This is a genomic window from Streptomyces sp. NPDC091271, from assembly GCF_044757505.1.
Taxonomy (GTDB): domain Bacteria; phylum Actinomycetota; class Actinomycetes; order Streptomycetales; family Streptomycetaceae; genus Streptomyces.
Genome location: NZ_JBIVVD010000001.1, coordinates 1,235,022 through 1,257,791 on the forward strand (window position 1 = coordinate 1,235,022; position 22,770 = coordinate 1,257,791).

General features: G+C 70.2%; 22 protein-coding genes and 1 riboswitch. Of the genes, 14 read left to right on the plus strand and 8 right to left on the minus strand.

Annotated features, from left to right (window positions below; translation table 11 throughout):
• Nucleotides 1–88: 88 nt before the first annotated feature.
• From ACIQM3_RS05920 to gcvT, 5 genes are all read right to left on the minus strand, one after another.
• Entirely contained in the window at nt 89–1,612 is a 1,524-nt protein-coding gene (locus ACIQM3_RS05920; RefSeq protein WP_401619282.1) for a catalase, read from the minus strand.
• A gap of 315 nt (nt 1,613–1,927) precedes the next feature.
• The gene (locus ACIQM3_RS05925) at nt 1,928–3,313 is read right to left on the minus strand and encodes an L-serine ammonia-lyase (protein ID WP_401619285.1); all 1,386 of its coding nucleotides are present in this window, start codon (nt 3,311–3,313) and stop codon (nt 1,928–1,930) included.
• Nucleotides 3,314–3,469: 156 nt separating this feature from the next.
• Nucleotides 3,470–4,729 carry a serine hydroxymethyltransferase gene (gene glyA / locus ACIQM3_RS05930; protein ID WP_362931700.1) on the minus strand — a complete coding sequence of 420 codons (1,260 nt, stop codon included), beginning with the start codon at nt 4,727–4,729 and terminating at the stop codon, nt 3,470–3,472.
• An 18-nt stretch (nt 4,730–4,747) separates the two neighbouring features.
• Nucleotides 4,748–5,125 carry a glycine cleavage system protein GcvH gene (gene gcvH / locus ACIQM3_RS05935; protein WP_401619288.1) on the minus strand — a complete coding sequence of 126 codons (378 nt, stop codon included), beginning with the start codon at nt 5,123–5,125 and terminating at the stop codon, nt 4,748–4,750.
• A gap of 88 nt (nt 5,126–5,213) precedes the next feature.
• Nucleotides 5,214–6,341 carry a glycine cleavage system aminomethyltransferase GcvT gene (gcvT, locus tag ACIQM3_RS05940; protein WP_401619289.1) on the minus strand — a complete coding sequence of 376 codons (1,128 nt, stop codon included), beginning with the start codon at nt 6,339–6,341 and terminating at the stop codon, nt 5,214–5,216.
• 168 nt (nt 6,342–6,509) lie between these two features.
• Nucleotides 6,510–6,607, minus strand: a riboswitch (glycine riboswitch).
• 173 nt (nt 6,608–6,780) lie between these two features.
• Here gcvT and ACIQM3_RS05945 point away from each other — a divergent pair.
• From ACIQM3_RS05945 to ACIQM3_RS05995, 11 genes are all read left to right on the plus strand, one after another.
• Complete coding sequence (locus tag ACIQM3_RS05945; RefSeq protein WP_401619291.1) at nt 6,781–7,470, plus strand: AAA family ATPase; 690 nt, start codon at nt 6,781–6,783, stop codon at nt 7,468–7,470.
• A 173-nt stretch (nt 7,471–7,643) separates the two neighbouring features.
• Nucleotides 7,644–8,420, plus strand: a complete 777-nt coding sequence (locus ACIQM3_RS05950; protein ID WP_401619294.1) for an enhanced serine sensitivity protein SseB — start codon at nt 7,644–7,646, stop codon at nt 8,418–8,420.
• 154 nt (nt 8,421–8,574) lie between these two features.
• On the plus strand, nt 8,575–9,369 hold the full coding sequence (locus ACIQM3_RS05955; RefSeq protein ID WP_401619296.1) for an enhanced serine sensitivity protein SseB C-terminal domain-containing protein: 795 nt from the start codon (nt 8,575–8,577) through the stop codon (nt 9,367–9,369).
• Between the two features lie 356 nt (nt 9,370–9,725).
• Nucleotides 9,726–10,718 (plus strand): ABC transporter permease, encoded by a 993-nt coding sequence (locus ACIQM3_RS05960; protein ID WP_104789294.1) that lies wholly within the window; start codon nt 9,726–9,728, stop codon nt 10,716–10,718.
• 44 nt (nt 10,719–10,762) lie between these two features.
• The gene (locus ACIQM3_RS05965; protein WP_393761060.1) at nt 10,763–12,523 is read left to right on the plus strand and encodes an ABC transporter substrate-binding protein; all 1,761 of its coding nucleotides are present in this window, start codon (nt 10,763–10,765) and stop codon (nt 12,521–12,523) included.
• Between the two features lie 90 nt (nt 12,524–12,613).
• On the plus strand, nt 12,614–13,603 hold the full coding sequence (locus ACIQM3_RS05970; RefSeq protein ID WP_401619300.1) for an ABC transporter permease: 990 nt from the start codon (nt 12,614–12,616) through the stop codon (nt 13,601–13,603).
• Nucleotides 13,600–14,688 carry an ABC transporter ATP-binding protein gene (locus ACIQM3_RS05975; protein ID WP_401619303.1) on the plus strand — a complete coding sequence of 363 codons (1,089 nt, stop codon included), beginning with the start codon at nt 13,600–13,602 and terminating at the stop codon, nt 14,686–14,688. Before ACIQM3_RS05970 ends, ACIQM3_RS05975 begins: the two co-directional genes overlap by 4 nt.
• Nucleotides 14,685–16,058 carry an ABC transporter ATP-binding protein gene (locus ACIQM3_RS05980; protein ID WP_401619306.1) on the plus strand — a complete coding sequence of 458 codons (1,374 nt, stop codon included), beginning with the start codon at nt 14,685–14,687 and terminating at the stop codon, nt 16,056–16,058. Before ACIQM3_RS05975 ends, ACIQM3_RS05980 begins: the two co-directional genes overlap by 4 nt.
• A gap of 18 nt (nt 16,059–16,076) precedes the next feature.
• Entirely contained in the window at nt 16,077–16,748 is a 672-nt protein-coding gene (locus tag ACIQM3_RS05985) for a trimeric intracellular cation channel family protein (RefSeq protein WP_401619309.1), read from the plus strand.
• A gap of 52 nt (nt 16,749–16,800) precedes the next feature.
• Nucleotides 16,801–17,667: a thioesterase family protein gene (locus ACIQM3_RS05990; RefSeq protein ID WP_401619312.1), complete on the plus strand. Its 867-nt coding sequence runs from the start codon at nt 16,801–16,803 to the stop codon at nt 17,665–17,667.
• Nucleotides 17,668–17,686: 19 nt separating this feature from the next.
• Complete coding sequence (locus ACIQM3_RS05995; protein WP_401619315.1) at nt 17,687–18,658, plus strand: helix-turn-helix transcriptional regulator; 972 nt, start codon at nt 17,687–17,689, stop codon at nt 18,656–18,658.
• Here ACIQM3_RS05995 and ACIQM3_RS06000 read toward each other — a convergent pair.
• Together ACIQM3_RS06000 and ACIQM3_RS06005 are read right to left on the minus strand one after the other, a co-directional pair.
• Nucleotides 18,630–19,463, minus strand: a complete 834-nt coding sequence (locus tag ACIQM3_RS06000) for an alpha/beta fold hydrolase (protein ID WP_401619318.1) — start codon at nt 19,461–19,463, stop codon at nt 18,630–18,632. The genes ACIQM3_RS05995 and ACIQM3_RS06000 overlap by 29 nt on opposite strands.
• 10 nt (nt 19,464–19,473) lie before the next feature.
• Nucleotides 19,474–20,097: a TetR family transcriptional regulator gene (locus tag ACIQM3_RS06005; RefSeq protein ID WP_401619321.1), complete on the minus strand. Its 624-nt coding sequence runs from the start codon at nt 20,095–20,097 to the stop codon at nt 19,474–19,476.
• Between the two features lie 105 nt (nt 20,098–20,202).
• Here ACIQM3_RS06005 and ACIQM3_RS06010 point away from each other — a divergent pair, with 105 nt between their 5' ends.
• The 3 genes from ACIQM3_RS06010 to ACIQM3_RS06020 all read left to right on the plus strand — a co-directional run bounded on the left by ACIQM3_RS06010 (nt 20,203) and on the right by ACIQM3_RS06020 (nt 22,063).
• Nucleotides 20,203–20,358: a hypothetical protein gene (locus ACIQM3_RS06010; protein ID WP_187355833.1), complete on the plus strand. Its 156-nt coding sequence runs from the start codon at nt 20,203–20,205 to the stop codon at nt 20,356–20,358.
• Nucleotides 20,359–20,373: 15 nt separating this feature from the next.
• Nucleotides 20,374–20,703 carry a DUF4190 domain-containing protein gene (locus tag ACIQM3_RS06015; RefSeq protein WP_401619325.1) on the plus strand — a complete coding sequence of 110 codons (330 nt, stop codon included), beginning with the start codon at nt 20,374–20,376 and terminating at the stop codon, nt 20,701–20,703.
• Between the two features lie 190 nt (nt 20,704–20,893).
• The gene (locus tag ACIQM3_RS06020; protein ID WP_401619328.1) at nt 20,894–22,063 is read left to right on the plus strand and encodes a cysteine desulfurase family protein; all 1,170 of its coding nucleotides are present in this window, start codon (nt 20,894–20,896) and stop codon (nt 22,061–22,063) included.
• On the opposite strand, the gene ACIQM3_RS06025 is transcribed toward ACIQM3_RS06020, so the two are convergent.
• The gene (locus tag ACIQM3_RS06025; RefSeq protein ID WP_401619331.1) at nt 22,056–22,751 is read right to left on the minus strand and encodes an N-acetylmuramoyl-L-alanine amidase; all 696 of its coding nucleotides are present in this window, start codon (nt 22,749–22,751) and stop codon (nt 22,056–22,058) included. The genes ACIQM3_RS06020 and ACIQM3_RS06025 overlap by 8 nt on opposite strands.
• Between the last annotated feature and the right edge of the window lie 19 nt (nt 22,752–22,770).

Consider the following 22,770-nt stretch of genomic DNA (forward strand, 5'->3'; position numbering starts at 1 on the left):
AGGCCTCCACCCCGGTTGACCCGGGGTGGAGGCCTGCGACGCGTGTGCGCGGAAGCCGGGGCGCCGACGCCTGAGGGGTGTGCGGCTCTCAGGCCTTGCGCTGCATGTCCCGGCGCGCGGGGTTGCCCTGCTCCTGGGCCTTGGGGTCCTTCTCGCCGGCCTTCGCGCGCACACCCTGCTCGATGCGCTTGCCGATGGTGCCGTCGATGTTCGACCAGTAGGTGAAGGCGCGTTGCAGCACGGGCTCGGTCACGCCGTTGAGCAGGTGGCCGACGACGTTGTCCACCAGCCGGTCCCGCGCCGCGTCGTCGAGGACCTCCCGCACCATGGTGCCGGCCTGCCCCCAGTCGTCGTCCTCGGCGTGGTCGACATAGGCCGACCGGGTGATCTCGCCGTCGGCGTACCAGCTCGGAGGGGTCCCGTAGCGCTCGGTGTCGGCCGCCGGGCCGCCCTTGGAGTTCGGCGCGTAGACCGGGTCGGTGGTCTTCCGGTACGCCATCGCTCCGTCCTTGGAGTACGTGCTCACCGGGACGACGGGGGCGTTGACGGGGAGCTGCTGGTAGTTGCCCCCGATGCGGTGGCGGTGCGCGTCCGCGTAGGAGAACAGCCGCGCCAGGAGCATGCGGTCCGGGCTCGGGCCGATGCCGGGTACGAAGTTGTTCGGCTGGAAGGCCGCCTGCTCGATCTCGGCGTGGTTGTCGGTGGGATTGCGATCGAGCGTCATCCGGCCGACCTCGATCAAGGGGTAGTCGCCGTGCGGCCACACCTTGGTCAGGTCGAACGGGTTGAACCGGTAGTCCTTGGCGTCCTCGTACGGCATGATCTGGACCTTCAGCGTCCAGCTCGGGTACTCCCCGTCGCGGATGTGCTCGAAGAGATCACGCGTGTGATAGTCCGTGTCCGCGGAGGCCATCTGGTCGGCCTCGTGCTGGGTGAACGTCTCGACGCCCTGGTCCGTCTTGAAGTGGTACTTCACCCAGAACCGCTGGCCCTGCGCGTTGATCCACATGTACGTGTGCGAGGTGTAGCCGTTCATGTGGCGCCAGGTGCGCGGGATGCCGCGGTCGCCCATCAGCCAGGTGACCTGGTGCGCCGACTCCGGCGAGAGGGTCCAGAAGTCCCACTGCATGTCGTGGTCGCGCAGGTTGTTGTCCGCGCGGCGTTTCTGGGACCGGATGAAGTGCTGGAACTTCATCGGGTCCTTCACGAAGAACACGGGGGTGTTGTTGCCCACCATGTCGTAGTTGCCTTCGCTGGTGTAGAACTTCACCGCGAAACCGCGGGGGTCCCGCCAGGTGTCCGGGCTGCCCCGCTCCCCGGCGACGGTGGAGAACCTGATGACCAGGTCGGTCGTGGTGTCGGGCTGGAAGAGCGCGGCCTTCGTGTACGCGGAGACGTCCGCGGTCACCTCGAACCGCCCGAAGGCGCCGCTGCCCTTGGCGTGCGGCTGGCGTTCGGGGATTCGTTCGCGGTTGAACTGAGCCATCTGCTCGATCAGGTAGGAGTCCTGGAGCAGGATCGGCCCGCCCGGGCCGACGGTGAGCGAATGCTCATCGCTCTCCACCGGGGCGCCCGAGTCGGAGGTGGTCGGCTTGTGGGAGGTGTCGGTCATTGCGTCGTTCCCCTTCGTCTTTGCCGCGGCGATCTCGGTGGCGGCTCCGTACCGGGCACCTCCGAGACCGAACGCTCCGCCGCGGAGCGTCGAGGCGTGGGCGGAGCCGGTGAGGAAGAGCTCCGCCGCAGCCCGGGGGCCGTGATCGTCCCCTGCGCATGCACTGGTAACCCACTACCAATGTAGGCAAACATGGGCAACCGGCCAGTCAAGGATCGGTCGGCGCCCGTGTGGTGCCCAGCACCGTCCGCCTGTCCGCGCAGAGGGAATTCACACCTGGACCGGCCTGGGACGTGTCCGCGACGTGGACACGACCTAGCACTCGATGATGTTCACCGCGAGCCCGCCCCGGGCCGTCTCCTTGTACTTCACGCTCATGTCCGCGCCCGTCTCCTTCATGGTCTTGATGACCTTGTCCAGGGAGACCTTGTGGCTGCCGTCGCCGCGCAGCGCCATCTTGGCCGCCGTGACCGCCTTGACCGCCGCCATCCCGTTGCGCTCGATGCAGGGGATCTGGACGAGACCGCCGACCGGGTCGCAGGTCAGGCCCAGGTTGTGCTCCATGCCGATCTCGGCGGCGTTCTCCACCTGCTCGGGGGAGCCGCCCAGGACCTCGGCGAGGGCGCCGGCGGCCATGGAGCAGGCGGAGCCGACCTCGCCCTGGCAGCCGACCTCGGCGCCGGAGATGGAGGCGTTCTCCTTGAAGAGCATGCCGATGGCGCCCGCGGCCAGCAGGAAGCGGACGACGCTGTCGTCCTTCTCGGCCTCGGTGCAGCCGCCCGCCGCGAAGTTCATCCAGTAGTGCAGGACGGCGGGGATGATGCCCGCCGCGCCGTTGGTCGGGGCGGTCACCACGCGGCCCCCGGCGGCGTTCTCCTCGTTGACGGCCATCGCGTAGAGGGTGATCCACTCCATCGCGTGCGTCTGGGGGTCCCCCTCGGCCCGCAGCTGCCTGGCCGAGTTCGCGGCGCGGCGGCGGACCTTCAGGCCCCCGGGCAGGATGCCCTCGCGGGACATGCCGCGGGCGATGCAGGCCTGCATGACGCGCCAGATCTCCAGCAGCCCGGCCCGGATCTCGTCCTCGGTCCGCCAGGCCTTCTCGTTCTCCAGCATCAGGGAGGAGATGGACAGACCGGTCTCCCGGGCAAGCCTCAGCAGCTCGTCGCCGGTGCGGAAGGGGTGCTTCAGGACGGTGTCGTCCGGGACGATCGGGTCCTCGCCGGCCACGGCGTCCTCGTCGACGACGAAGCCGCCGCCCACCGAGTAGTACGTCTTCTCCAGCAGCGGGGCGCCGTCGCGGTCGTACGCGAGGACCGTCATCCCGTTGGCGTGGTAGGGCAGGGCCTTGCGCCGGTGCAGGACCAGCTGCTCGTCGGCGTCGAAGGGGATGTCGTGCATGCCGAGCAGGTTGATGCGCCCCGAGGCGCGGATCTCCTCGACGCGGGCGTCGGCGCCCTCGACGTCCACCGTGCGGGGCGACTCGCCCTCCAGACCCAGCAGGACGGCCTTCGGGGTGCCGTGCCCGTGACCGGTCGCGCCGAGCGAGCCGTACAGCTCGGCCCGTATCGAGGCGGTGTGGGCCAGCAGACCCTCGTTCTTGAGGCGGCGGGCGAACATGCGGGCCGCGCGCATCGGGCCGACCGTGTGGGAGCTGGACGGGCCGATACCGACCGAGAAGAGGTCGAAGACCGAGAGGGCCACGGGAGTACTCCTAAGGCGTTGGTGGACGACGTTGTCCGCCGGGTGGTGCGGGGACGGGCCGGTGGGCCCGGGAGCGCGGGGCAAAGGGGTGGGGGCACCGGGCTCACTGTGTTCAGTGTGCGCGGTGCCCCCACCCTGCGTGCAAATTACGGGTGACTACTTGATGCCGGGGTACAGCGGGAACTTCTCGGCCAGCGCGATCACGCGGGCCTTGAGGTCGTCGGCGTCGTACGTGGGCTTCAGCGCGGCCGCGATGATCTCGGCAACCTCGGTGAAGTCCTCCGCCTGGAAGCCACGGGTGGCCAGGGCGGGCGTGCCGATGCGCAGACCCGAGGTGACCATCGGGGGCCGGGGGTCGTTCGGGATGGCGTTCCGGTTGACCGTGATGCCCAGCTCGTGGAGCCGGTCCTCGGCCTGCCGGCCGTCCAGCTCGGAGTTGCGCAGGTCGACCAGGACCAGGTGCACGTCCGTACCGCCGGAGAGGACGGAGACGCCGACCTCGGTGACGTCCGGCTGCACCAGGCGCTCGGCGAGGATGCGGGCGCCGTCCAGGGTGCGCTGCTGGCGCTCCTTGAACTCGTCGGTCGCCGCGACCTTGAAGGAGACCGCCTTGGCCGCGATCACGTGCTCCAGCGGGCCACCCTGCTGGCCGGGGAAGACCGCCGAGTTGATCTTCTTGGCGAGCTCCTGCGTCGACAGGATGACGCCACCGCGCGGACCGCCGAGGGTCTTGTGCGTGGTGGTCGTGACGACGTGGGCGTGCGGCACCGGGTTGGGGTGCAGACCCGCGGCGACCAGTCCGGCGAAGTGCGCCATGTCGACCATCAGGTACGCGCCGACCTCGTCCGCGATGCGGCGGAAGGCGGCGAAGTCCAGCTGGCGCGGGTAGGCGGACCAGCCGGCCACGATGAGCTTCGGCTTCGACTCCTTGGCGAGGCGCTCGACCTCGGCCATGTCCACGACACCGGTGTCGTCGACGTGGTACGGGACCACGTTGTAGAGCTTGCCGGAGAAGTTGATCTTCATGCCGTGGGTCAGGTGACCGCCGTGGGCCAGGTTCAGACCCATGATCGTGTCGCCCGGCTTCAGCAGCGCGAACATCGCGGCGGCGTTGGCCTGCGCACCGGAGTGCGGCTGGACGTTCGCGGCCTCGGCGCCGAAGAGCGCCTTGATGCGGTCGATCGCGATCTGCTCGACCACGTCGACGTGCTCGCAGCCACCGTAGTAGCGGCGGCCGGGGTAGCCCTCGGCGTACTTGTTGGTGAGGACGGAGCCCTGGGCCTCCATGACCGCGACCGGAGCGAAGTTCTCCGAGGCGATCATCTCGAGGGTGGACTGCTGACGGTGGAGCTCGGCGTCGACGGCGGCGGCGACGTCCGGGTCCAGCTCGTGGAGGGAGGAGTTGAGAAGCGACATCAGTGGGTCCCTAAGGTCTCAGTTGCCGGAGAACGCGGTGTACTCGTCGGCGGAGAGAAGGTCCTTCGGCTCCTCCGCGACGCGCACCTTGAACAGCCAGCCGCCCTCGAAGGGGGCGGAGTTCACCAGCGACGGGTCGTCCACGACGTCCTGGTTGGCCGCGGTCACCTCGCCGGTCACCGGCGAGTACAGGTCGCTGACCGACTTGGTCGACTCCAGCTCACCGCAGGTCTCGCCCGCGGCCACCGTGTCACCGACCTCCGGGAGCTGGGCGTAGACGACGTCACCGAGCGCGTTGGCCGCGAATTCGGTGATACCGACCGTGGCCACGCCGTCCTCGAGGGCCGACAGCCACTCGTGCTCCTTGCTGTACCGCAGCTGCTGGGGGTTGCTCATGACCTGAATTCTCCTGTACGCGGGGGAGTGCTGATGAACGGTGGTCTTACGGTGTGAGACACGACTGCGTCACGTGCGGGGGCAGGTGTCACTTACGGCGCTTGTAGAACGGCAGCGCCACGACCTCGTACGGCTCGTGCTTGCCCCGGATGTCTACCCCGACACCCTCGGTGCCGGGCGCGGCGTGCGCCGCGTCCACGTAGGCCATGGCGATCGGCTTGCCCAGGGTGGGCGACGGCGCGCCGGAGGTGACCTCGCCCACGACCTGCCCGCCGACGACGACGGGGTAACCGGCGCGCGGCACCCGGCGGCCCTCGGCGACCAGGCCGACGAGCTTGCGGGGCGGGGCGGTCTCCGCACGGGCCGCCGCGGCGGTCAGCGCCTCGCGGCCGACGAAGTCGCCCTCCTTCTCGAACTTCACGACCCTGCCCAGGCCCGCGTCGAAGGGCGTCAGCGCGGTGGTCAGCTCGTGCCCGTACAGCGGCATGCCCGCCTCCAGGCGGAGCGTGTCGCGGCAGGAGAGCCCGCAGGGGATCAGACCGTACGGCGCACCGGCCTCGGTCAGGGCCTTCCAGAGCTGCTCGGCGTGGGCGGGGGCCACGAAGAGCTCGAAGCCGTCCTCGCCGGTGTAACCGGTACGGGCGATGAGCGCGGGGACGCCGGCGACCGTTCCGGGGAGTCCGGCGTAGTACTTCAGTCCGTCCAGGTCGGCGTCCGTGACCGACTTCAGTACGGCGGGGGAGTCGGGTCCCTGGACGGCGATCAGCGCGTACGCGTCGCGGTCGTCCCGCACCTCGGCGTCGAAGTCCCCGGCACGCCCGGTGAGGGTGTCCAGGACGAGCTGGGCGTTGCCCGCGTTGGCGACGACCATGTACTCGGTCTCCGCGAGGCGATAGACGATCAGGTCGTCCAGGATCCCGCCGTCCTCCGCGACGATCATCGTGTAGCGGGCCCGGCCCACGCCGACGGTGGCGATGTTGCCGACCAGCGCGTAGCTCAGGAAGGCCGCCGCCTGCGGACCGGTGACGGTGATCTCGCCCATGTGCGACAGGTCGAACAGGCCGGCCCGCTCGCGCACGGCGTTGTGCTCGTCGCGCTCGCTGGCGTACCGCAGCGGCATGTCCCAGCCGGCGAAGTCGGTCATGGTCGCGCCCAGGGACCGATGCAGGGCATCGAGGGCGGTGAGACGGGGGGCGGCGCTCGGGGCAGTGCTCATGGACATGGCTCCAGGGCATGACGACAGGGGGTGGTTCCCTCCCCATCTGTCATCGGAACCTGAGAGGTTCGCCGAAAGCCCCTGAAAGGGTCCCGACGGGGTCGGCCCCCGTCAGCGTCGGCTTGCACCTTGGGTGGAGCCGCAGAGCGGCCCGCTTTTCAGATCTGCCTCATCCACGCGGTACGGGGCCTGAGAGATTCAAGGGAGGAACTTGCTCCTTCGGCGCCCGGCGCACACGGTGACCGGGACTCTCCCGCGCGGATTCAAACGGCCTGTATGCAGTTGGCGGGGTCATCATCGCACGCATTGCGGGAGAGTGGGGCGTCCGCACCCGGACGGGTGCCGGCCCCGACACGTACGGGGAGAAGCGGTTGTGCCGCATTACCATTTCTTTACACTTCTTGGGCAGGTCGGTGGGTGACTCGGCAGGGGGAAGGCGATGACGTTGCAGCGCTACGCGACTACCGCGGGGGCGGCAAGCGGTGCGATGCCCCAGCAGCCGGGCGTGCCCGCCCGGGAGCTGACGGGCGGGCACGCTCCGGTGGTGCGTGATCTGCGGGGAGGCGGCGGGCGGGGACCGAGCGGCCTGGACTTCGCGGCGGGTGACGTGGTCGTGGTCTCGGGGCTGCCCGGCAGCGGGAAGTCGACGCTGATCCGGCGGGCGGTGAAGGAGTACGCGGTCGACTCCCAGGACACCAGGGACCGCTGGGCGGCCGCCCTGCCCGGTTTACTCCCGTACGCCCTCTACCGCCCCCTGGTGCGCGCCGCGCACTACGCCGGGCTGTGGCGGCGCCTGCGGTCGGGCGGACCCGTCGTCGTGCACGACTGCGGTACGCAGGCGTGGGTGCGGCGCTGGCTGGCGCGGGAGGCCCGGCGCCGGGGCAGCGGCCTCCATCTCGTCCTGCTCGACGTCACCCCCCGGGTGGCCAGGCAGGGGCAGCGGGAGCGCGGGCGCGGGGTCTCCGGATACGCGTTCGCCCGGCACCGGCGCGCGGTGGGCCGGCTGCTGCGCGACACGGAGACCGGCCTGCTGCCGCCGGGATGCGCCTCGGCGGTGCTGCTCGACCGTGAGACCGCGGCGGGCATCGACCGGATCTCGTTCCCGGAGGCGCGGCTCCCGCAGGAGTAGGGGCCGTGGGTGTCACCGTTCGCATACGCACAGTTCGCAGACCCCCGGCACGCTGTCCGGGATCTGGACGCCGCGGTGGGCGGGGTGCCGCCTCCGCCTGGACTCTGCCGTCCTGCCGAGACCCGGTCTAGAGTTTCAGCCGCACCGCATGGCGAGAAAGGGACACAGACACCGTGGACATTCCGGCTCAGGCCCAGGCCCCGTCGCATCCGTCGCAGGGATGGCCGGCCAACGAGCTCGAAGAAGTGCTCAGCGCCTCCCTCGGCGTGCCCGGCGCGGGCGGACGGCTGGTCGAGGTGCTCGGCCGCAGCCAGGTCTGGGTCCCCCTGCCGAACGGCGGGGGGACCGACAGCGTCGGCCTCGATCTGCCGACGGTCGACATCGACGGCGGCGCGTACGTCCCCGTGTTCAGCTCCGAGGCGCAGTTCCTCCAGTGCGTCGGTACCCATCTCTCCTTCACCGTGGCGCCCGCACGCGAGTTCGCCCGTGGACTGCCCCCGCAGCTCGGTATAGCCGTCAACCCCGGCGGTGCCGTCGGGGTGCCCCTGCCGCCCGCCGCCGTCGCCGAGCTCTGCCGGGCCGGGCGCACCCCGCTGGACGGCCCCGCGAGCGGCGGCCGGGTGCGGCTGTACGAGCCCGACTGGAAGGAGGACCCCGTCGACTTCCTCGCCGCGGTGTCCGCCGAATTCCAGGCGACCGCCGGGGTGAACACCGCGCGCCGGGTGCTGGCCAGCATCGAGGGCGACAGCCCTGTCCTCTTCGTCGGCGTCGAGTCCGCCGTGTGGGACGCCGCCGGGCAGAGCGCCCCGCTGGACGCCCTGGGCCGCGCGCTCGGCCGGGTCCAGGTGCCCTGGCCGGTCAATCTCCTGCTGCTCGACGTGGCACAGGACCCGGTCGGCGACTGGATGCTGGAGAAGGTGCGCCCGTTCTACCGGCGCGACGCGTACTGAGAGACGGAGTCCCCGTTGCCACGTGGCGTCAAGCCGGTGTCAGGGGCGGCGCATAAGCTGGTTGGATGACGAGGCCGCCCCGTGTGCCCGGGAGTGGCACCACAGCACCGTGCGGCATGCGGGAACAGCGGAACGAAGAGGGGCGGGACCCAGGGTGAGTGCGTCAGGCACCGCGGCGGCCGGTCAGGTCGAGCACATGCTTCGCCAAGTGACCCCGGGGCGCCTCGACGCGTACGAGTCGCTGCTGCGCTCCCTTGCGGACGGCCAGGTCTGGATGCTCCTCTGGCACGGCACGGCGGGCTCCCCCGACGCCCAGTACGGCAACATGGAGGTCGAAGGGCAGGGTTACGCCCCGTGCGTGACCTCCGCCCAGGAGCTGTCGGCCAGCGGCTGGAACAGGGCCCACGAGGTGATCACGGGCCGCGACATCGCGCGCTCCCTCTTCCCCGACCGCTGGGGCATCTGGCTCAACCCGCACGCCCCCGGCGGCGGCGTCGGCATCCCCTGGCTGGACCTGCGCCGCATCGCCACCGGCCTCGACCGGATGCCCGCGGGGCCGCTGCGGCTCAGTGAACCCGCCATCGAGCTCCCGCAGTTCTACGCCCTGCTGTCGCAGAACGCCCACCGCACCTCCGCCGTCCGCGCGCTGCGCCGCGCCTGGGTGCAGCCCGCGCTCGGCGCCCCGTACCTCGCGATCGGGCTCGACCTCTACGACACCGGCCGGCCGTCCGTCGACGCGGTCCGCGCGATGATGCAGCAGTCGATCGGCGTGGTCCCCGACGGACTGCCCGTCTCCACGGTCTCGCTGTCCGACGAGTACGACCCCGTCGCGATGTGGCTGAACGCCAACTCCCGTCCGTTCTACGACCGCGAGGCACACGCCCCGGCACCCGCGGTCCCGGGCTACGGCTACCCGCCCGCCACCGGCCCGGCACCGCGCGCGTACTGAGAGGGCGTCGGCCGCCGTCTCGACGGCGTAGTCAAATAGTCACCTGGACAACGCAGTTGGGTGACATGTCCGTTAGTGGCGCATTGGTGCATCGGTGATCCGCTCAGCAAGCACAGCTGTCCGCATAACGGAAGCCTCTTGGCAGCATCACGTTTGAGCAAACATTCCCCGTCAGGTCTGGCGGGTGATCGCAAAGTGGTTGAAGACTCCACACAGCAGGTGCTCCATGCCCGGCGAAACCCTCTTTCAAACAGGGTCAGTTCGGCATGTGTGATCGCATCTGTCACATTTTGTTAGAGCCGCTACAGCGGCGGTCACAGGCCGGCCACCGTCGGCCGAGAGGGGTCTCCAGCGCAATGACGGCACCGATCGAGACCACCGGGGCGGATGCGCGGCCCGAAACGGTGCTGGAAGGCGCCGGGCGCAAGGAGATCGAGGGCCGCTCGCTCGGCCGCATCGCCTGGACGCGCTTCAAGCGGGACAAGGGCGCCATGGCCGGTGGCATCGTTGTCGTGCTGCTGATCCTCACCGCGGTCCTGTCCAAGCCGCTGCAGTCGCTCCTCGGGCTCGACCCCAACGCGTTCAACCAGAGCCTGGTCGACCCCGTCATGCTGGCGCCCAAGGGCGCCCTGGGCGGAATCAGCTGGGACCACCCCCTCGGGGTCGAACCGCAGACCGGACGCGACATCCTGGCGCGCATCCTCGAAGGCTCCTGGGTCTCCCTCGTGGTCGCCGTCGGCTCCACGCTGCTCTCGGTCGTCATCGGCGTCGTCATGGGCGTCGTGGCCGGGTTCTACGGTGGCTGGGTCGACAGCTTCATCAGCCGGCTGATGGACACCTTCCTCGCCTTCCCGCTGCTCCTCTTCGCGATCTCCATCTCCGCCTCCCTGCAGGGCAACGCCTTCGGGATGGAAGGGCTCACGCTGCGGATCGCGGTCCTGATCTTCGTGATCGGGTTCTTCAGCTGGCCCTACATCGGCCGCATCGTCCGTGCGCAGACGCTGTCGCTGCGCGAGCGGGAGTTCGTCGAGGCCGCCAGGTCGCTGGGTGCCCGAGGTCCGTTCATCCTCTTCCGCGAGCTGCTGCCGAACCTCATCGCGCCGATCCTCGTGTACGCGACGCTGCTGATCCCCACGAACATCCTCTTCGAGGCCTCCCTTTCCTTCCTCGGCGTGGGTATCGCGCCGCCGCAGGCGTCCTGGGGCGGCATGCTCACGCAGGCGGTCGACCTCTACGAGGTGGACCCGATGTTCATGGTCATCCCCGGTATGGCGATCTTCATCACCGTGCTGGCCTTCAATCTGCTGGGGGACGGGCTGCGCGACGCACTCGACCCTCGTGGCAAGTAATCGCGGCAGTGCCGCACCGGACTAGCGAGGGGGCTTTCCTCAGCATGCAGAACAGAAAGACAGCAGCGGCCATAGCCATGGCCGTAGCGGTGTCGCTCGGAGCGTCGGCCTGCAGTGGCAGCGACTCGGGCGGTGACAGCAACGGCGGTGGGGGCAACGCCAAGGCCGACGCCGGTCTGACGAGCATCGTCAACCCGACGGACAAGAAGGGGGGGACGGTCACGTACGAGCACTCCAGTGGCCCGGACTCCCTGGACCCGGGCAACACGTACTACGGCTGGGTGCAGAACTTCTCCCGCCTGTACGCCCGTTCCCTGGTGACCTTCAAGCCCGCCGCCGGCAAGGAGAGCCTGAAGGTCGTCCCCGACCTCGCCACCAGCCTCGGCAAGGCCAGCGCGGACGCCAAGACCTGGACCTACACGATCCGCAAGGGCGTGAAGTTCGAGGACGGCACCGAGATCACCTCGAAGGACGTCAAGTACGCCGTCGAGCGCTCCAACTTCGCGCCGGAGGCCCTGTCCAACGGCCCGACGTACTTCAAGGCGTACCTCGAGGGCGGCGACAAGTACAAGGGTCCGTACAAGGACAAGTCGGCCGAGGGCCTCAAGTCCATCGAGACCCCGGACGACTACACGATCGTCTTCAAGCTGAGCAAGCCCTTCGCGGACATGGACTACCTCGCCGCCTTCTCGCAGACCGCTCCGGTCCCGCAGAAGGCCGACACGGGTGCCAGCTACGTCCAGAAGATGGTCTCCTCGGGTCCGTACAAGTTCTCGGCGTACGACGAGAGCAAGGGCGCGACGCTGGTCCGCAACCCGGAGTGGGACCCGAAGACGGACCCGATCCGCAAGGCTCTGCCGGACAAGATCCAGCTGAAGCTCAACGTCAACCCCACCACGGTCGACGACCACCTTCTCAACGACGTGACCACCGCGGACGTCGCGGGCACGGGTCTGCAGTCCAAGACGCAGCCCAAGGTCCTGGTCAAGGCCTCCGAGAAGGCGAAGACGGACAACCCGTACGCCGGCGTCCTGCAGTACATGGCGCTGAACGTGAACGTGAAGCCGTTCGACAACGTGGAGTGCCGCAAGGCCGTCCAGTACGCCGTCGACAAGCAGAGCCTGATCGACTCGATCGGTGGCTCGGTCAAGGGTGACCCGGCCACCACTGTCATTCCGCCGACCGTCGCGGGCTACAAGAAGTTCGACCTGTACCCGACCGAGGGCAACAAGGGCGACATCGCGAAGGCCAAGGAGCACCTGGCCAAGTGCGGTCAGGCCAAGGGCTTCAAGACCACGCTGACGGCGCGTTCGGACCGTCCTGACGAGATCACCGCCGCCACGCAGCTCCAGGGCAGCCTGAAGGCGATCGGCATCACCGCCGAGATCAAGCAGTTCCCGTCGGACAAGTACTTCACCGACTTCGCGGGTGTCCCCGAGTGGGTCCACAAGAACAACGCGGGCATGATGATGATGCAGTGGGGCGCCGACTGGCCGACCGGCTTCGGTTTCCTGGACCAGATCGTGAACGGATCGGCCATCAAGCCGTCCGGTGGCACGAACCTCATGGAGCTCGACGACAAGGGTGTCAACGAGGCCCTCGTCAAGGGCATCGGCACCGTCGACACCACGGCGCGCAACGCCGCCTGGGGCGAGGTCGACCAGAAGGTCATGGAGAACGCCTCGGTCGTTCCCCTCATCTACCGCAAGAACCTGCTCTACCGCCCGGACTCCGCGGCGAACGTCACGGTGACCGACGCGTACCTCGGCATGTACGACTACGTGCTGATGACCTCGACCAAGTAACACCTGTTCATCAACAGCATCCCTTGAAAGGCAGGTGAAGGCGCCGGGCCGGCGGGCGTCACCCGTCCGCCCGCCCGGCGCCGCACGGCTGTGGCTGCGTACATCATCCGACGCGTATTCGCCGCGGTGTTGCTGCTGCTGGTGGTCAGCGCAGTCACGTTCGCGATCTTCTTCCTCGTGCCCCGCCTCGGCGGGCAGACACTCGACTCGATGGCCGCCCAGTACGTCGGGAAGAGCCCTGACCCGGACGTCATCGCCGCGGTCAAGAAGAACCTGGGGCTCGACCAGCCCCTCTACATCCAGTACTGGGAGTTCATCAAGGGCATCGTCGTCGGTGCCGACTACCAGTTCGGCCCCGACCCGGTCACCTGCAACGCCCCGTGCTTCGGGTACTCCTTCAAGACCCACACCGAGATCTGGCCGCAGCTCGTCGACCGCATCCCGGTCACCCTGTCGCTGGCCGTCGGTGCCGCGGTCATCTGGGTCGTCTCCGGCGTCGCGATCGGTGTCCTCTCCGCGCTCAAGCGGGGTTCGTTCTTCGACCGCCTCTCCATGGGCGTCGCCCTCGCCGGCGTCTCGCTGCCGATGTTCTTCACCGGCCTCGTCGTGCTGGCGCTGTTCGGCAACGGGGAGTACGTCCCGTTCGCGGAGAGTCCGGTCGAATGGGCGGGCAGTCTTGTCCTGCCCTGGTGCACACTCGCCCTCCTGTACTCCGCGCTCTACGCCCGGCTCACCCGGGCCGGGATGCTGGAGACGATGGGCGAGGACTACATCAGGACAGCGCGGGCCAAGGGCCTCAAGGAACGCAAGGTGGTCGTCAAGCACGGGCTGCGCTCGGCGCTGACCCCGCTCGTCACGATCTTCGGCATGGACTTCGCGCTGCTGCTCGGCGGCGCCGTCATCACCGAACGGGTCTTCTCCTTCCAGGGTCTGGGTGCCTTCGCCATCCAGGGCGTGACCACCGCCGACCTGCCCAAGGTGATGGGCGTGACCCTGGTCGCCGCCTTCTTCATCGTCATCTGCAACCTGCTGGTGGACCTCGTGTACGCCGCGATCGACCCCCGGGTGAGGCTCTCATGAGCGACGTAAGCAAGACGGACTCCCCGGCGGCGGACACCGTTCCCGCCCCGCGGTCCGGCGACGGCCACGAGTTCCTGTCCGTACGCGACCTCAGCGTCCACTTCGACACCGACGACGGCCTGGTCAAGTCCGTCGACGGCGTCAGCTTCGACCTGAAGGCCGGCCAGACCCTCGGCATCGTCGGGGAGTCCGGTTCGGGCAAGTCCGTGACCTCGCTGGGGATCATGGGCCTGCACACCTCGGAGCGTGCCCGGATCAACGGCGAGATCTGGCTGGACGGCGAGGAGCTCATCGGCGCCGGCCCCGAGCGCGTACGGAAGCTGCGCGGCCAGAAGATGGCCATGATCTTCCAGGACCCGCTGTCCGCCCTGCACCCGTACTACAGCATCGGCGCGCAGATCGTGGAGGCCCACCGGGTCCACAACAAGGTCGACAAGAAGACCGCGAAGAAGCGCGCGATCGAGATGCTCGACCGTGTCGGCATCCCCGAGCCGCACCGTCGCTACGACGACTACCCGCACCAGTTCTCCGGCGGTATGCGCCAGCGCGCCATGATCGCGATGGCTCTGGTCAACAACCCGCAGCTGCTCATCGCCGACGAGCCGACGACCGCCCTCGACGTCACCGTCCAGGCGCAGATCCTCGACCTCATCCGGGATCTGCAGAAGGAGTTCGGCTCCGCGGTCGTCATGATCACGCACGACCTCGGTGTCGTCGCCGAGATCGCGGACCACCTGCTCGTGATGTACGCGGGACGCTGCATCGAACGCGGCACGTCCGAGAAGGTGTTCTACGAGCCCCAGCACCCCTACACCTGGGGTCTGCTCGGCTCGATGCCGCGTATCGACCGGGAGCAGACCGAGCGGCTCGTCCCGGTCAAGGGCTCGCCGCCCAGCCTCATCAACGTCCCGTCGGGCTGCGCCTTCCACCCGCGCTGCCCGTACGCCGACGTCCCGCCGGACAACATCACCCGCACCGAGCGTCCGGAGCTGCAGCAGGTCAGCGACGGGCACTACTCCGCGTGCCACATGTCGCGTGAGCAGCGCGACCGGATCTGGACCGAAGAGATTGCGCCGAAGCTGTGACTGATCTGAACAAGAAGACTCCCGCGCCCGCCGCGGCCGGGTCGGACGGGTCCGGTTCCGAGCCGCTCCTCAAGGTCGACGGCCTGGTCAAGCACTTCCCGATCACCAAGGGCGTGCTGAAGCGCAAGGTCGGTGCGGTCCAGGCAGTGGACGGCCTCACCTTCGACGTGCGTCCCGGGGAGACCCTGGGCGTGGTCGGTGAGTCGGGCTGCGGAAAGTCGACCATGGGGCGGCTCGTGACCCGCCTGCTGGAACCGACCGGTGGCAAGGTCGAGTTCCAGGGCCGCGACATCACCCACATGTCCGCGGGGCGGCTCCGGCCGATGCGCCGCGACATCCAGATGATCTTCCAGGACCCGTACGGCTCGCTGAACCCGCGCCACACGGTCGGCGGGATCATCGGCACCCCCTTCCGGCTCCAGGGCGTCAACCCCGAGGGCGGCGTGAAGGCGGAGGTCCAGCGGCTGCTCGAGCTGGTGGGGCTCAACCCCGAGCACTACAACCGCTACCCGCACGAGTTCTCCGGCGGTCAGCGCCAGCGCATCGGCATCGCGCGGGCGCTCGCGCTGAAGCCGAAGCTGGTCGTCGCCGACGAGCCGGTCTCGGCGCTGGACGTGTCGATCCAGGCGCAGGTGGTGAACCTGCTGGACGACCTCCAGGAGGAGCTCGGCCTCACGTACATGATCATCGCGCACGACCTGTCGGTCATCCGCCATGTCTCGGACCGGATCGCGGTCATGTACCTCGGCAAGATCGTCGAGCTCGCGGACCGCACCTCGCTGTACGAGGCGCCGATGCACCCGTACACGAAGGCGCTGATGTCCGCGGTGCCGGTGCCGGACCCGCGCAGGCGCGGCGCCAAGAGCGATCGCATCCTGCTCAAGGGTGACGTGCCGTCGCCGATCTCGCCGCCGACCGGCTGCCGGTTCCACACCCGGTGCTGGAAGGCGACGCAGGTCTGCAAGACCACGGAGCCGCCGCTGCTCCAGCTGAAGACCGGGCACCAGGTGGCGTGCCACCACCCGGAGAACGGCGAGGACCAGGCCCCGGGGGACGCGCCGCTCGTCGCGGACGTCATCACGGTGAAGTCGGCGGGCACCGGGGAGCCGACCGCCGTGACGGAGGAGGCGGCCGCCCCCGAGGCGACCGCTCCCGAGGCCGCGACTCCCGAGGCGACCGCTCCCGAGGCGACTCTTTCCGGGGCGTCGGACGAGCCGGAGGAAGGTCCCGAGGTGTCGGACGAGCCGGAGGAGGCGTCCGGGTCCGCAGCCCTGGAAGAGCCGGAGAAGCCCGCCGAGCCCGCCCCGGGCGGTGACGGCAAGGGCTCCTCCGCGCCGGTCGCTAGTGCGGAGGACAAGACGAAGGAGTAGTACCGGCACAATTGCCCGGTGCTCAACGAACTCTTCACCCCCTCCGTCCAGCATTCGCTCGACATCGTCGGAATCTTCGTCTTCGCGATCTCGGGCGCCCTGCTCGCCGTACGCAAGAACTTCGATGTCTTCGGCATCGCGGTCCTCGCCGAGGTGACAGCGCTGGGCGGAGGGATCTTCCGTGATGTGATGATCGGCGCGCTCCCTCCGGCGGCCTTCACGGATCTCGGCTACTTCGTGACCCCGCTGCTCGCGGCCGCCCTGGTCTTCTTCCTGCACCCGCACGTGGAGCGGATCCAGGTCGGCGTCAACGTCTTCGACGCCGCCGGGCTGGGGCTCTTCTGCGTAGCCGGCACGGTCAAGGCGTACGAGTACGGTCTCGGCCTCACCTCCTCCGCCGCCCTCGGGCTGGCCACCGCGGTCGGCGGCGGTGTGCTGCGCGACGTCCTGGCCAACGAGGTGCCGTCGCTGCTGCGCTGGGACCGGGACCTGTACGCCGTGCCCGCGATCGTGGGCGCCGTCATGGTGGTCCTCTGCATCCGTTTCGACGCCCTCAACGGCTACACCAGCGGCGCCGCCGCGATCACCGCGTTCCTCCTGCGGCTCCTGGCCATGCGCTTCCACTGGCGGGCTCCGCGCGCCTACAACCGGCGGTCGGCCACGGCGGAGGAGAAGCCGGCCGTCATGTGACGGCAAACAAAAAGCTACCGCTCAGTAATACGATCGGTGTACCGTGCATGCCATGGCACAGGCAGCAGCGCAGGAGTCGCGCGCGGTACAGGCGACCATCGGTGACAGCGAGTTTGACCGCGACACCACCGTCACGCTCCGGGAGGAAGGCGTCTACGACGCGGAGCTCTCCGCGGGGTGGACGATCATCCACGCGGTCAACGGCGGCTACCTGCTCGCCATGCTCGGCCGCGCGCTCGGCGAGGCGCTCCCGCACTCCGACCCCTTCTCGGTCTCCGCGCACTACCTCACGGCCTCCGTCCCCGGGCCCGCCGTGATCCGCACCCAGGTGGTCCGCACCGGCCGCACGCTCTCCACCGGCGAGGCCTCGCTCTTCCAGTTCGCGGAGGACGGCACGGAGATCGAGCGCATCCGGGTGCTGGCCACCTACGGCGACCTGGACGGCCTGACCGACGAGGTCCGCACGTCGGCCGAGCCGCCGGCCATCGCCCCCCTCGACCAGTGCTTCGGCACGAGCGACGGGACCGCGCCGATCCCCGGCAGCTCCGCCATCACCGAACGGCTGGACATCAAGCTCGACCCGGCGACGGTCGGCTGGGCCGTCGGCGCGCCGTCGGGCAAGGGCGAGATGCGGGGCTGGTTCGCGCTCGCCGACGGCCGTGACGCGGACCCGCTCTCGCTGCTGCTCACCGTGGACGCGCTGCCGCCGACCTCGTTCGAGCTGGGGCTCAAGGGGTGGACGCCCACCATCGAGCTCACCACCCACATCCGCTGCCGCCCGGCCCCCGGGCCGCTGCGCGTCTCCATCACCACCCGCAACCTCGCGGGCGGTTTCCTGGAGGAGGACGCGGACGTCTGGGACAGCGCCGGCCGTCTCGTCGCCCAGTCCCGCCAGCTCGCCCGCGCGCCCCGCGGCTGAGGCCCGCCGGAATGGTGCGGTGAAGTCCGACCGGCTGCTCTCCATCCTGCTGCTGCTCCAGACCCGTGGCCTGGTACCCGCCGGTGAGCTGGCCGAGCGCCTCGAAGTCTCCGTACGCACCATCTACCGGGACGTCGAGGCGCTCTCGGCATCCGGCGTGCCCGTGTACGCGGAGCGGGGGCGTCACGGGGGGATCGCGCTGCTTCCGGGCTTCCGGACCGATGTCACCGGGCTCACCGCCGACGAGGCACGCGCCCTGTTCGTCCTCGCCGCGCAGGGTGCCCACACCGCGCTCGGGCTCGACGCCGCGCTCGGCTCCGCGCTGCGCAAGGTGATGGCCGCGCTCCCGGCCCCGCACCGGCCCGCCGCCGAACAGACCAGCCGCCGCATCCTGGTGGACCCGGTCCGCTGGATGAGCGGTCCGCAGGCCGCCGTCGACGTGGGTGAGCTGCACGACGCGGTCTTCGCCGACCGGAGGCTGCTGCTCCACTACCGGCACAGTGGCACGGACACGCCCCGCGTCTACACCGTCGACCCGTACGGCCTCGTGGTGAAGGCGGGCGTCTGGTACCTGACGGCCGACCTGGACGGCGCGCCCCGGCTCTTCCGCGCGGACCGGGTGGGACGGGCGGTCCTCACCGAGGAGCCCGTGGTGCGCAGGGAAGGCGTCGAGCCCGCCGACGTCTGGGAGGAGCTGCGCCGGCAGGTCGAGGAGCGGCCCGGGGACGTACGGCTCCGGGTGCGCGTGCACCGCTCCCGGCTGGATCTCTTCGTACGCCTGTGCGCGGGGGTGCTGACCGGCCGGCCGGAGCCGGAGCAGGAGTCGGCGGGGGAGTGGCTGCTGGCCGAGCTCGCGGTGCCCGAACTCGGGTGGGCGCGCTCCCTGCTCGCCTTCGGTCCGAACCTGGAGGTGCTGTCGCCTCCTCAGGTGCGGACCTTGCTCGCCGATGCCGCGGCCGCGGTCACGGAGCTGTACGCAGAAAACGGGTGAGGGCCGCGGTGAGCTCGGCGGGCGCGTCCTCCTGGACCAGATGTCCGGCCCCCTCGATCAGCCGCAGCTCGGCACCCGGGATCATTTCGGCCAGCTCATGGCCGCGGGCGACCGGGATCCAGGTGTCCTCCGTGCCCCAGCACACCAGCACCGGCAGCTCCAGCTCGCCGTAACGGTGCTGGATCTCGTCGGTGAACCGCTGGTCGTTCTGGGCGATCTGCCGGTAGAACGCGGGCTGTCCGGCCTCCGTGCACCAGGGGGCGACGAGGCTCTCCAGCACCGCCGGATGCAGTCCCCGGTGGCTGGCCGAGCCGACGTACTCCGTCACCAGGGCCCGGTGCAGGCCGGGCGGCAGCTCACCGAAGACCTCGGACCGTCCCCCGAGCAGCCGGTATGCGGGCGAGCCCCACGGGGCCAGCGCCACCGGGTCGACGAGGGCCAGACGCCGGTAACGGGCGCCGTGCAGGAGATGGGCCCGCAGGGCGACGCAGCCACCGAAGTCATGGGCGGCCACGGCCGCTTCGTCGAGCCCCCAGTGCTCGAGGAGCTCGGCGAGTACCCAGGCCTGGGAGCGGAGCGACACGTCCTGGCCGTCGTACTGCGCGGAGGCGCCGTAACCCGGCAGGTCCCACACGTACACACGGTGGTCCTGCGCCAACCCCCGGGCGATGTCCCGCCAGACGTACGAGGAGAAGGGCGTGCCGTGCACCAGGACCACGGGCGGAGCCTGCTCGGACCCCAGCGCGGCCCAGCGGACCTCGCCCGCGGAACTGACGAAGGTCCGGTCCAGCGTCCAGTCGTTCATGAAACCGACCCTACGGCTTGTCCAGCCAGTGGGCCCGGCCCAGCGTGACCAGGCGCAGCCGGCGCCGGGCCACCCGGACGACCTTCTCCTCGCCCTCCGGGCCGGCGTCCAGCAGCGCCGACGCGGTCAGCACCATGTGGTCGACGTACAGCCCGCCGAGCATCAGGAGGTCCTCCCGGTCCCAGCCCGCCGACTCCGGTTCCTCGCCGAGGACTTGGGCGACCTCCTCGGCGAAGCCGCGCAGCTGGGCGGCGATGGCCCCGCGGACCTCCCCGACACCGCCGTGCTGCTCGCGGGCGATGAAGCGGAAGTGGGCGGGCTGCGCCGTGACATGACCTGTTATCAGCCCGACGCTGCGGTCGAGCCGCTCCTCGCTGTCCCCCGTGTCGGCCAGGATCGCGCCGATCATGCCGTGCAGGCTGCCCAGGGTCTCCTCGACGAGTGCGACACCGAGCGCCGCCGTGCCGTCGAAGTGGCGGTAGAAGGCGGTCGGGGTCACGCCCACGGCCCTCGTCACCTCACGCAGGCCCAGGCTGCTCAGGCTCTGGTGCTCCAGCAGTCCGAGTGCCGCGTCGAGCAGCGCCTGGCGGGTCTTCAGCTTCTGGGCCTGGCGGATGCCGACGGTGTGACTCATGCCATTCAGTAAACAACCGTTCTCCGAGTTTCGGAAGTGATGCAGGGTCTAGACTCATAAGTCAGTGCACAGTCGTACTCTCAAAGCTCGCAGAAAGGCCCGGACATGTTCGTCCTCGTCGCCGCCCTGCTCCTGCTGGGGGTTGTCCTCGGAGCGGTCGCGCACCTCCCGCTCCCCGCGGCCCTGGCCGCCGCTGCCGTGATCGGTCTCTGGCTGGCGGTCTTCGGCGTCCGTGAACGCCTCGCCCGCCGCACCCGCTGACGAAGGAGCCGCACCATGACACTCATCACCGCACGCACCGCTCCGCGCGACTCCCGCTCCGGCGAGGCGCGTTCCGGCGAGGCCCGTTCGGTCGGGGCGCGTTCCGGCACCCGGGAGGGCGACGGTCTCGCCGTCGCCTCGTTCGTGCTCGGGCTGCTCGGCCTGCTCGTGATGAACATCCTGCTCGGACCCGTCGCCATCGTCATGGCGATCGTCGCTCTCGCCCGCTCCACCGCTCGCCGGGGCCGCGCGCTGCTCGGACTGGCCCTCGGCGTCGCCGACCTGGTCGTCCTGGCCGTCCTGGTCACGGCCAACGGGACCGTCTCCTGGAGCCTTGCTGGCTGACCCTCGGCGGCTGAGGCTTCGCACGCCGGACGGCCGTCCGAGTGCGGCCGGGCGCGGGCAGGGCCTCCTCGGACCGGGCCCGGCCGGGTCCTCCCGGTGGCGCGCACCGGCCTCCTGGCGGGCGCGCGCGACCCGTGGTGCGATGCGCCCGGCACGCACCGTGCCGCGGGCTCGTAGAATCGTCAGCACCATGGCTTACCTCGACCACGCCGCGACCACGCCGATGCTTCCGGAGGCGATCGCGGCGATGTCCGCGCAGCTCGCCGTCACCGGCAACGCGTCCTCCTTGCACGCAGCCGGGCGCCGGGCCCGCCGTACCGTCGAGGAGTCCAGAGAAACCCTCGCCGACGCCCTCGGAGCACGCCCCAGCGAGGTCGTCCTGACCTCCGGCGGCACCGAGGCGGACAACCTCGCGGTGAAGGGCCTCTACTGGGCCCGACGCGACGCCGACCCCCGGCGCACCCGGGTCCTCGCCAGCCCCGTGGAGCACCACGCCGTCCTCGACGCCGTGGACTGGCTCGCCGAGCACGAGGGCGCCACCGTCGAATACCTTCCGGTCGACGCGTACGGACGTGTGCACCCGGACGCCCTGCGCGAGGCGCTCGTACGCGACCCCGACGACGTCGCCCTGGTCACCGTGATGTGGGCCAACAACGAGATCGGCACGATCATGCCGATACGTGAGCTCGCCGAGGTGGCGCGCGAGTTCGACGTCCCCATGCACTCCGACGCGGTGCAGGCGTTCGGGCAGCTGGAGGTCGACTTCGCCGCGTCCGGGCTGGCCGCCATGACTGTCAGCGCGCACAAGATCGGCGGGCCCTTCGGTATCGGGGCGCTGCTGCTCGGCCGCGACCAGGCTCCCGTGCCCGTCCTGCACGGCGGCGGCCAGGAGCGGCATGTGCGCTCCGGCACCCTCGACGTACCCGCCGTGGCCGCGTTCGCCGTGGCCGCGCGGCACGCCGCCGACGGACGCGAGGGCTTCGCCCGTGAGATCGGCGCACTCCGCGACGAGCTGGCCGCCGCCGTGCTGAAGGCCGTCCCCGACGCACTTCTGGGCGGTGATCCGGCCCCCGGTGGGCGGCTGCCCGCCAACGCCCACTTCACCTTCCCCGGCTGTGAGGGCGACTCCCTCCTGCTGCTGCTCGACGCCCAGGGCATCGAATGCTCCACGGGCTCGGCGTGCACCGCCGGCATCGCCCAGCCGAGCCATGTGCTGCTGGCCACCGGCACCGACCCCGCGCTGGCACGCGGCACGCTGCGCTTCTCGCTCGGCCACACCACGACCGGGCAGGACGTGGAGGAACTCGCGCGGGCGATCGGCCCCGCCGTCGAGCGGGCCAGGACGGCGGGCCTCAGCTAGCCCGGGGCCTCTTGGTTCCCGCCGTGGACGCCGCGCGCACCAGCTTCATGTAGCGGGTCCAGTCCCAGTGCGGTCCGGGGTCGGTGTGGTCCGTGCCCGGCACCTCGACGTGCCCGATGATGTGCTCCCGGTCCACCGGGATCGCGTACCGCTTGCATATCGCGGCCGTCAGCCGCGCGGAGGACTCGTACATCTTCGCGGTGAAGTCCTGCGGGCGGTCGACGAAGCCCTCGTGCTCGATGCCGATACTGCGCTCGTTGAACGAGCGGTTGCCCGCGTGGTACGCCACGTCGAGCTCCCGGATCATCTGGGTCACGCGGCCGTTCTGCCCGACGATGTAATGCGTGGCCGCCTGGTGTGCCGGGTCCTGGAAGACCTTGACCGCGCTCTCGTAGCTGCCCTGGGTGACATGGATGATCACCCGGTCCACGCCGTAGTCGTCGGGGCGGTCGGCCCGCCGCCAGTTTCCCTCGGAGGCCGCGACCCAGGTCGCCGGCGCGTAGTCCAGCTCGCCGGTCTCGCGGGGCTTCTCCACACCGGGCACCCGCCACCAGACGCGCCGGACCTCGTCCACGGCCACGGCGGCGGTGGCCGCCGCCGCGGCCCCGCCACCGATCAGCAGCGAGCGCCTGCTGATGCCGTGACCTGGCCCCTTTCCCGGCGACCCGGCACTCCCGTTGTTCCCCATGTGCTCCTCAACGCATATC

Bases quoted from the DNA above. Each gene is read 5' to 3' on its own strand.
- ACIQM3_RS05920 (WP_401619282.1), bottom strand. From the start codon at position 1,612: ATGACCGACACCTCCCACAAGCCGACCACCTCCGACTCGGGCGCCCCG.
- glyA (WP_362931700.1), bottom strand. From the start codon at position 4,729: ATGTCGCTTCTCAACTCCTCCCTCCACGAGCTGGACCCGGACGTCGCC.
- gcvH (WP_401619288.1), bottom strand. From the start codon at position 5,125: ATGAGCAACCCCCAGCAGCTGCGGTACAGCAAGGAGCACGAGTGGCTG.
- gcvT (WP_401619289.1), bottom strand. From the start codon at position 6,341: ATGAGCACTGCCCCGAGCGCCGCCCCCCGTCTCACCGCCCTCGATGCC.
- ACIQM3_RS05945 (WP_401619291.1), top strand. From the start codon at position 6,781: ATGACGTTGCAGCGCTACGCGACTACCGCGGGGGCGGCAAGCGGTGCG.
- ACIQM3_RS05960 (WP_104789294.1), top strand. From the start codon at position 9,726: ATGACGGCACCGATCGAGACCACCGGGGCGGATGCGCGGCCCGAAACG.
- ACIQM3_RS05965 (WP_393761060.1), top strand. From the start codon at position 10,763: ATGCAGAACAGAAAGACAGCAGCGGCCATAGCCATGGCCGTAGCGGTG.
- ACIQM3_RS05975 (WP_401619303.1), top strand. From the start codon at position 13,600: ATGAGCGACGTAAGCAAGACGGACTCCCCGGCGGCGGACACCGTTCCC.
- ACIQM3_RS05990 (WP_401619312.1), top strand. From the start codon at position 16,801: ATGGCACAGGCAGCAGCGCAGGAGTCGCGCGCGGTACAGGCGACCATC.
- ACIQM3_RS06000 (WP_401619318.1), bottom strand. From the start codon at position 19,463: ATGAACGACTGGACGCTGGACCGGACCTTCGTCAGTTCCGCGGGCGAG.
- ACIQM3_RS06005 (WP_401619321.1), bottom strand. From the start codon at position 20,097: ATGAGTCACACCGTCGGCATCCGCCAGGCCCAGAAGCTGAAGACCCGC.
- ACIQM3_RS06010 (WP_187355833.1), top strand. From the start codon at position 20,203: ATGTTCGTCCTCGTCGCCGCCCTGCTCCTGCTGGGGGTTGTCCTCGGA.
- ACIQM3_RS06015 (WP_401619325.1), top strand. From the start codon at position 20,374: ATGACACTCATCACCGCACGCACCGCTCCGCGCGACTCCCGCTCCGGC.
- ACIQM3_RS06020 (WP_401619328.1), top strand. From the start codon at position 20,894: ATGGCTTACCTCGACCACGCCGCGACCACGCCGATGCTTCCGGAGGCG.
- ACIQM3_RS06025 (WP_401619331.1), bottom strand. From the start codon at position 22,751: ATGGGGAACAACGGGAGTGCCGGGTCGCCGGGAAAGGGGCCAGGTCAC.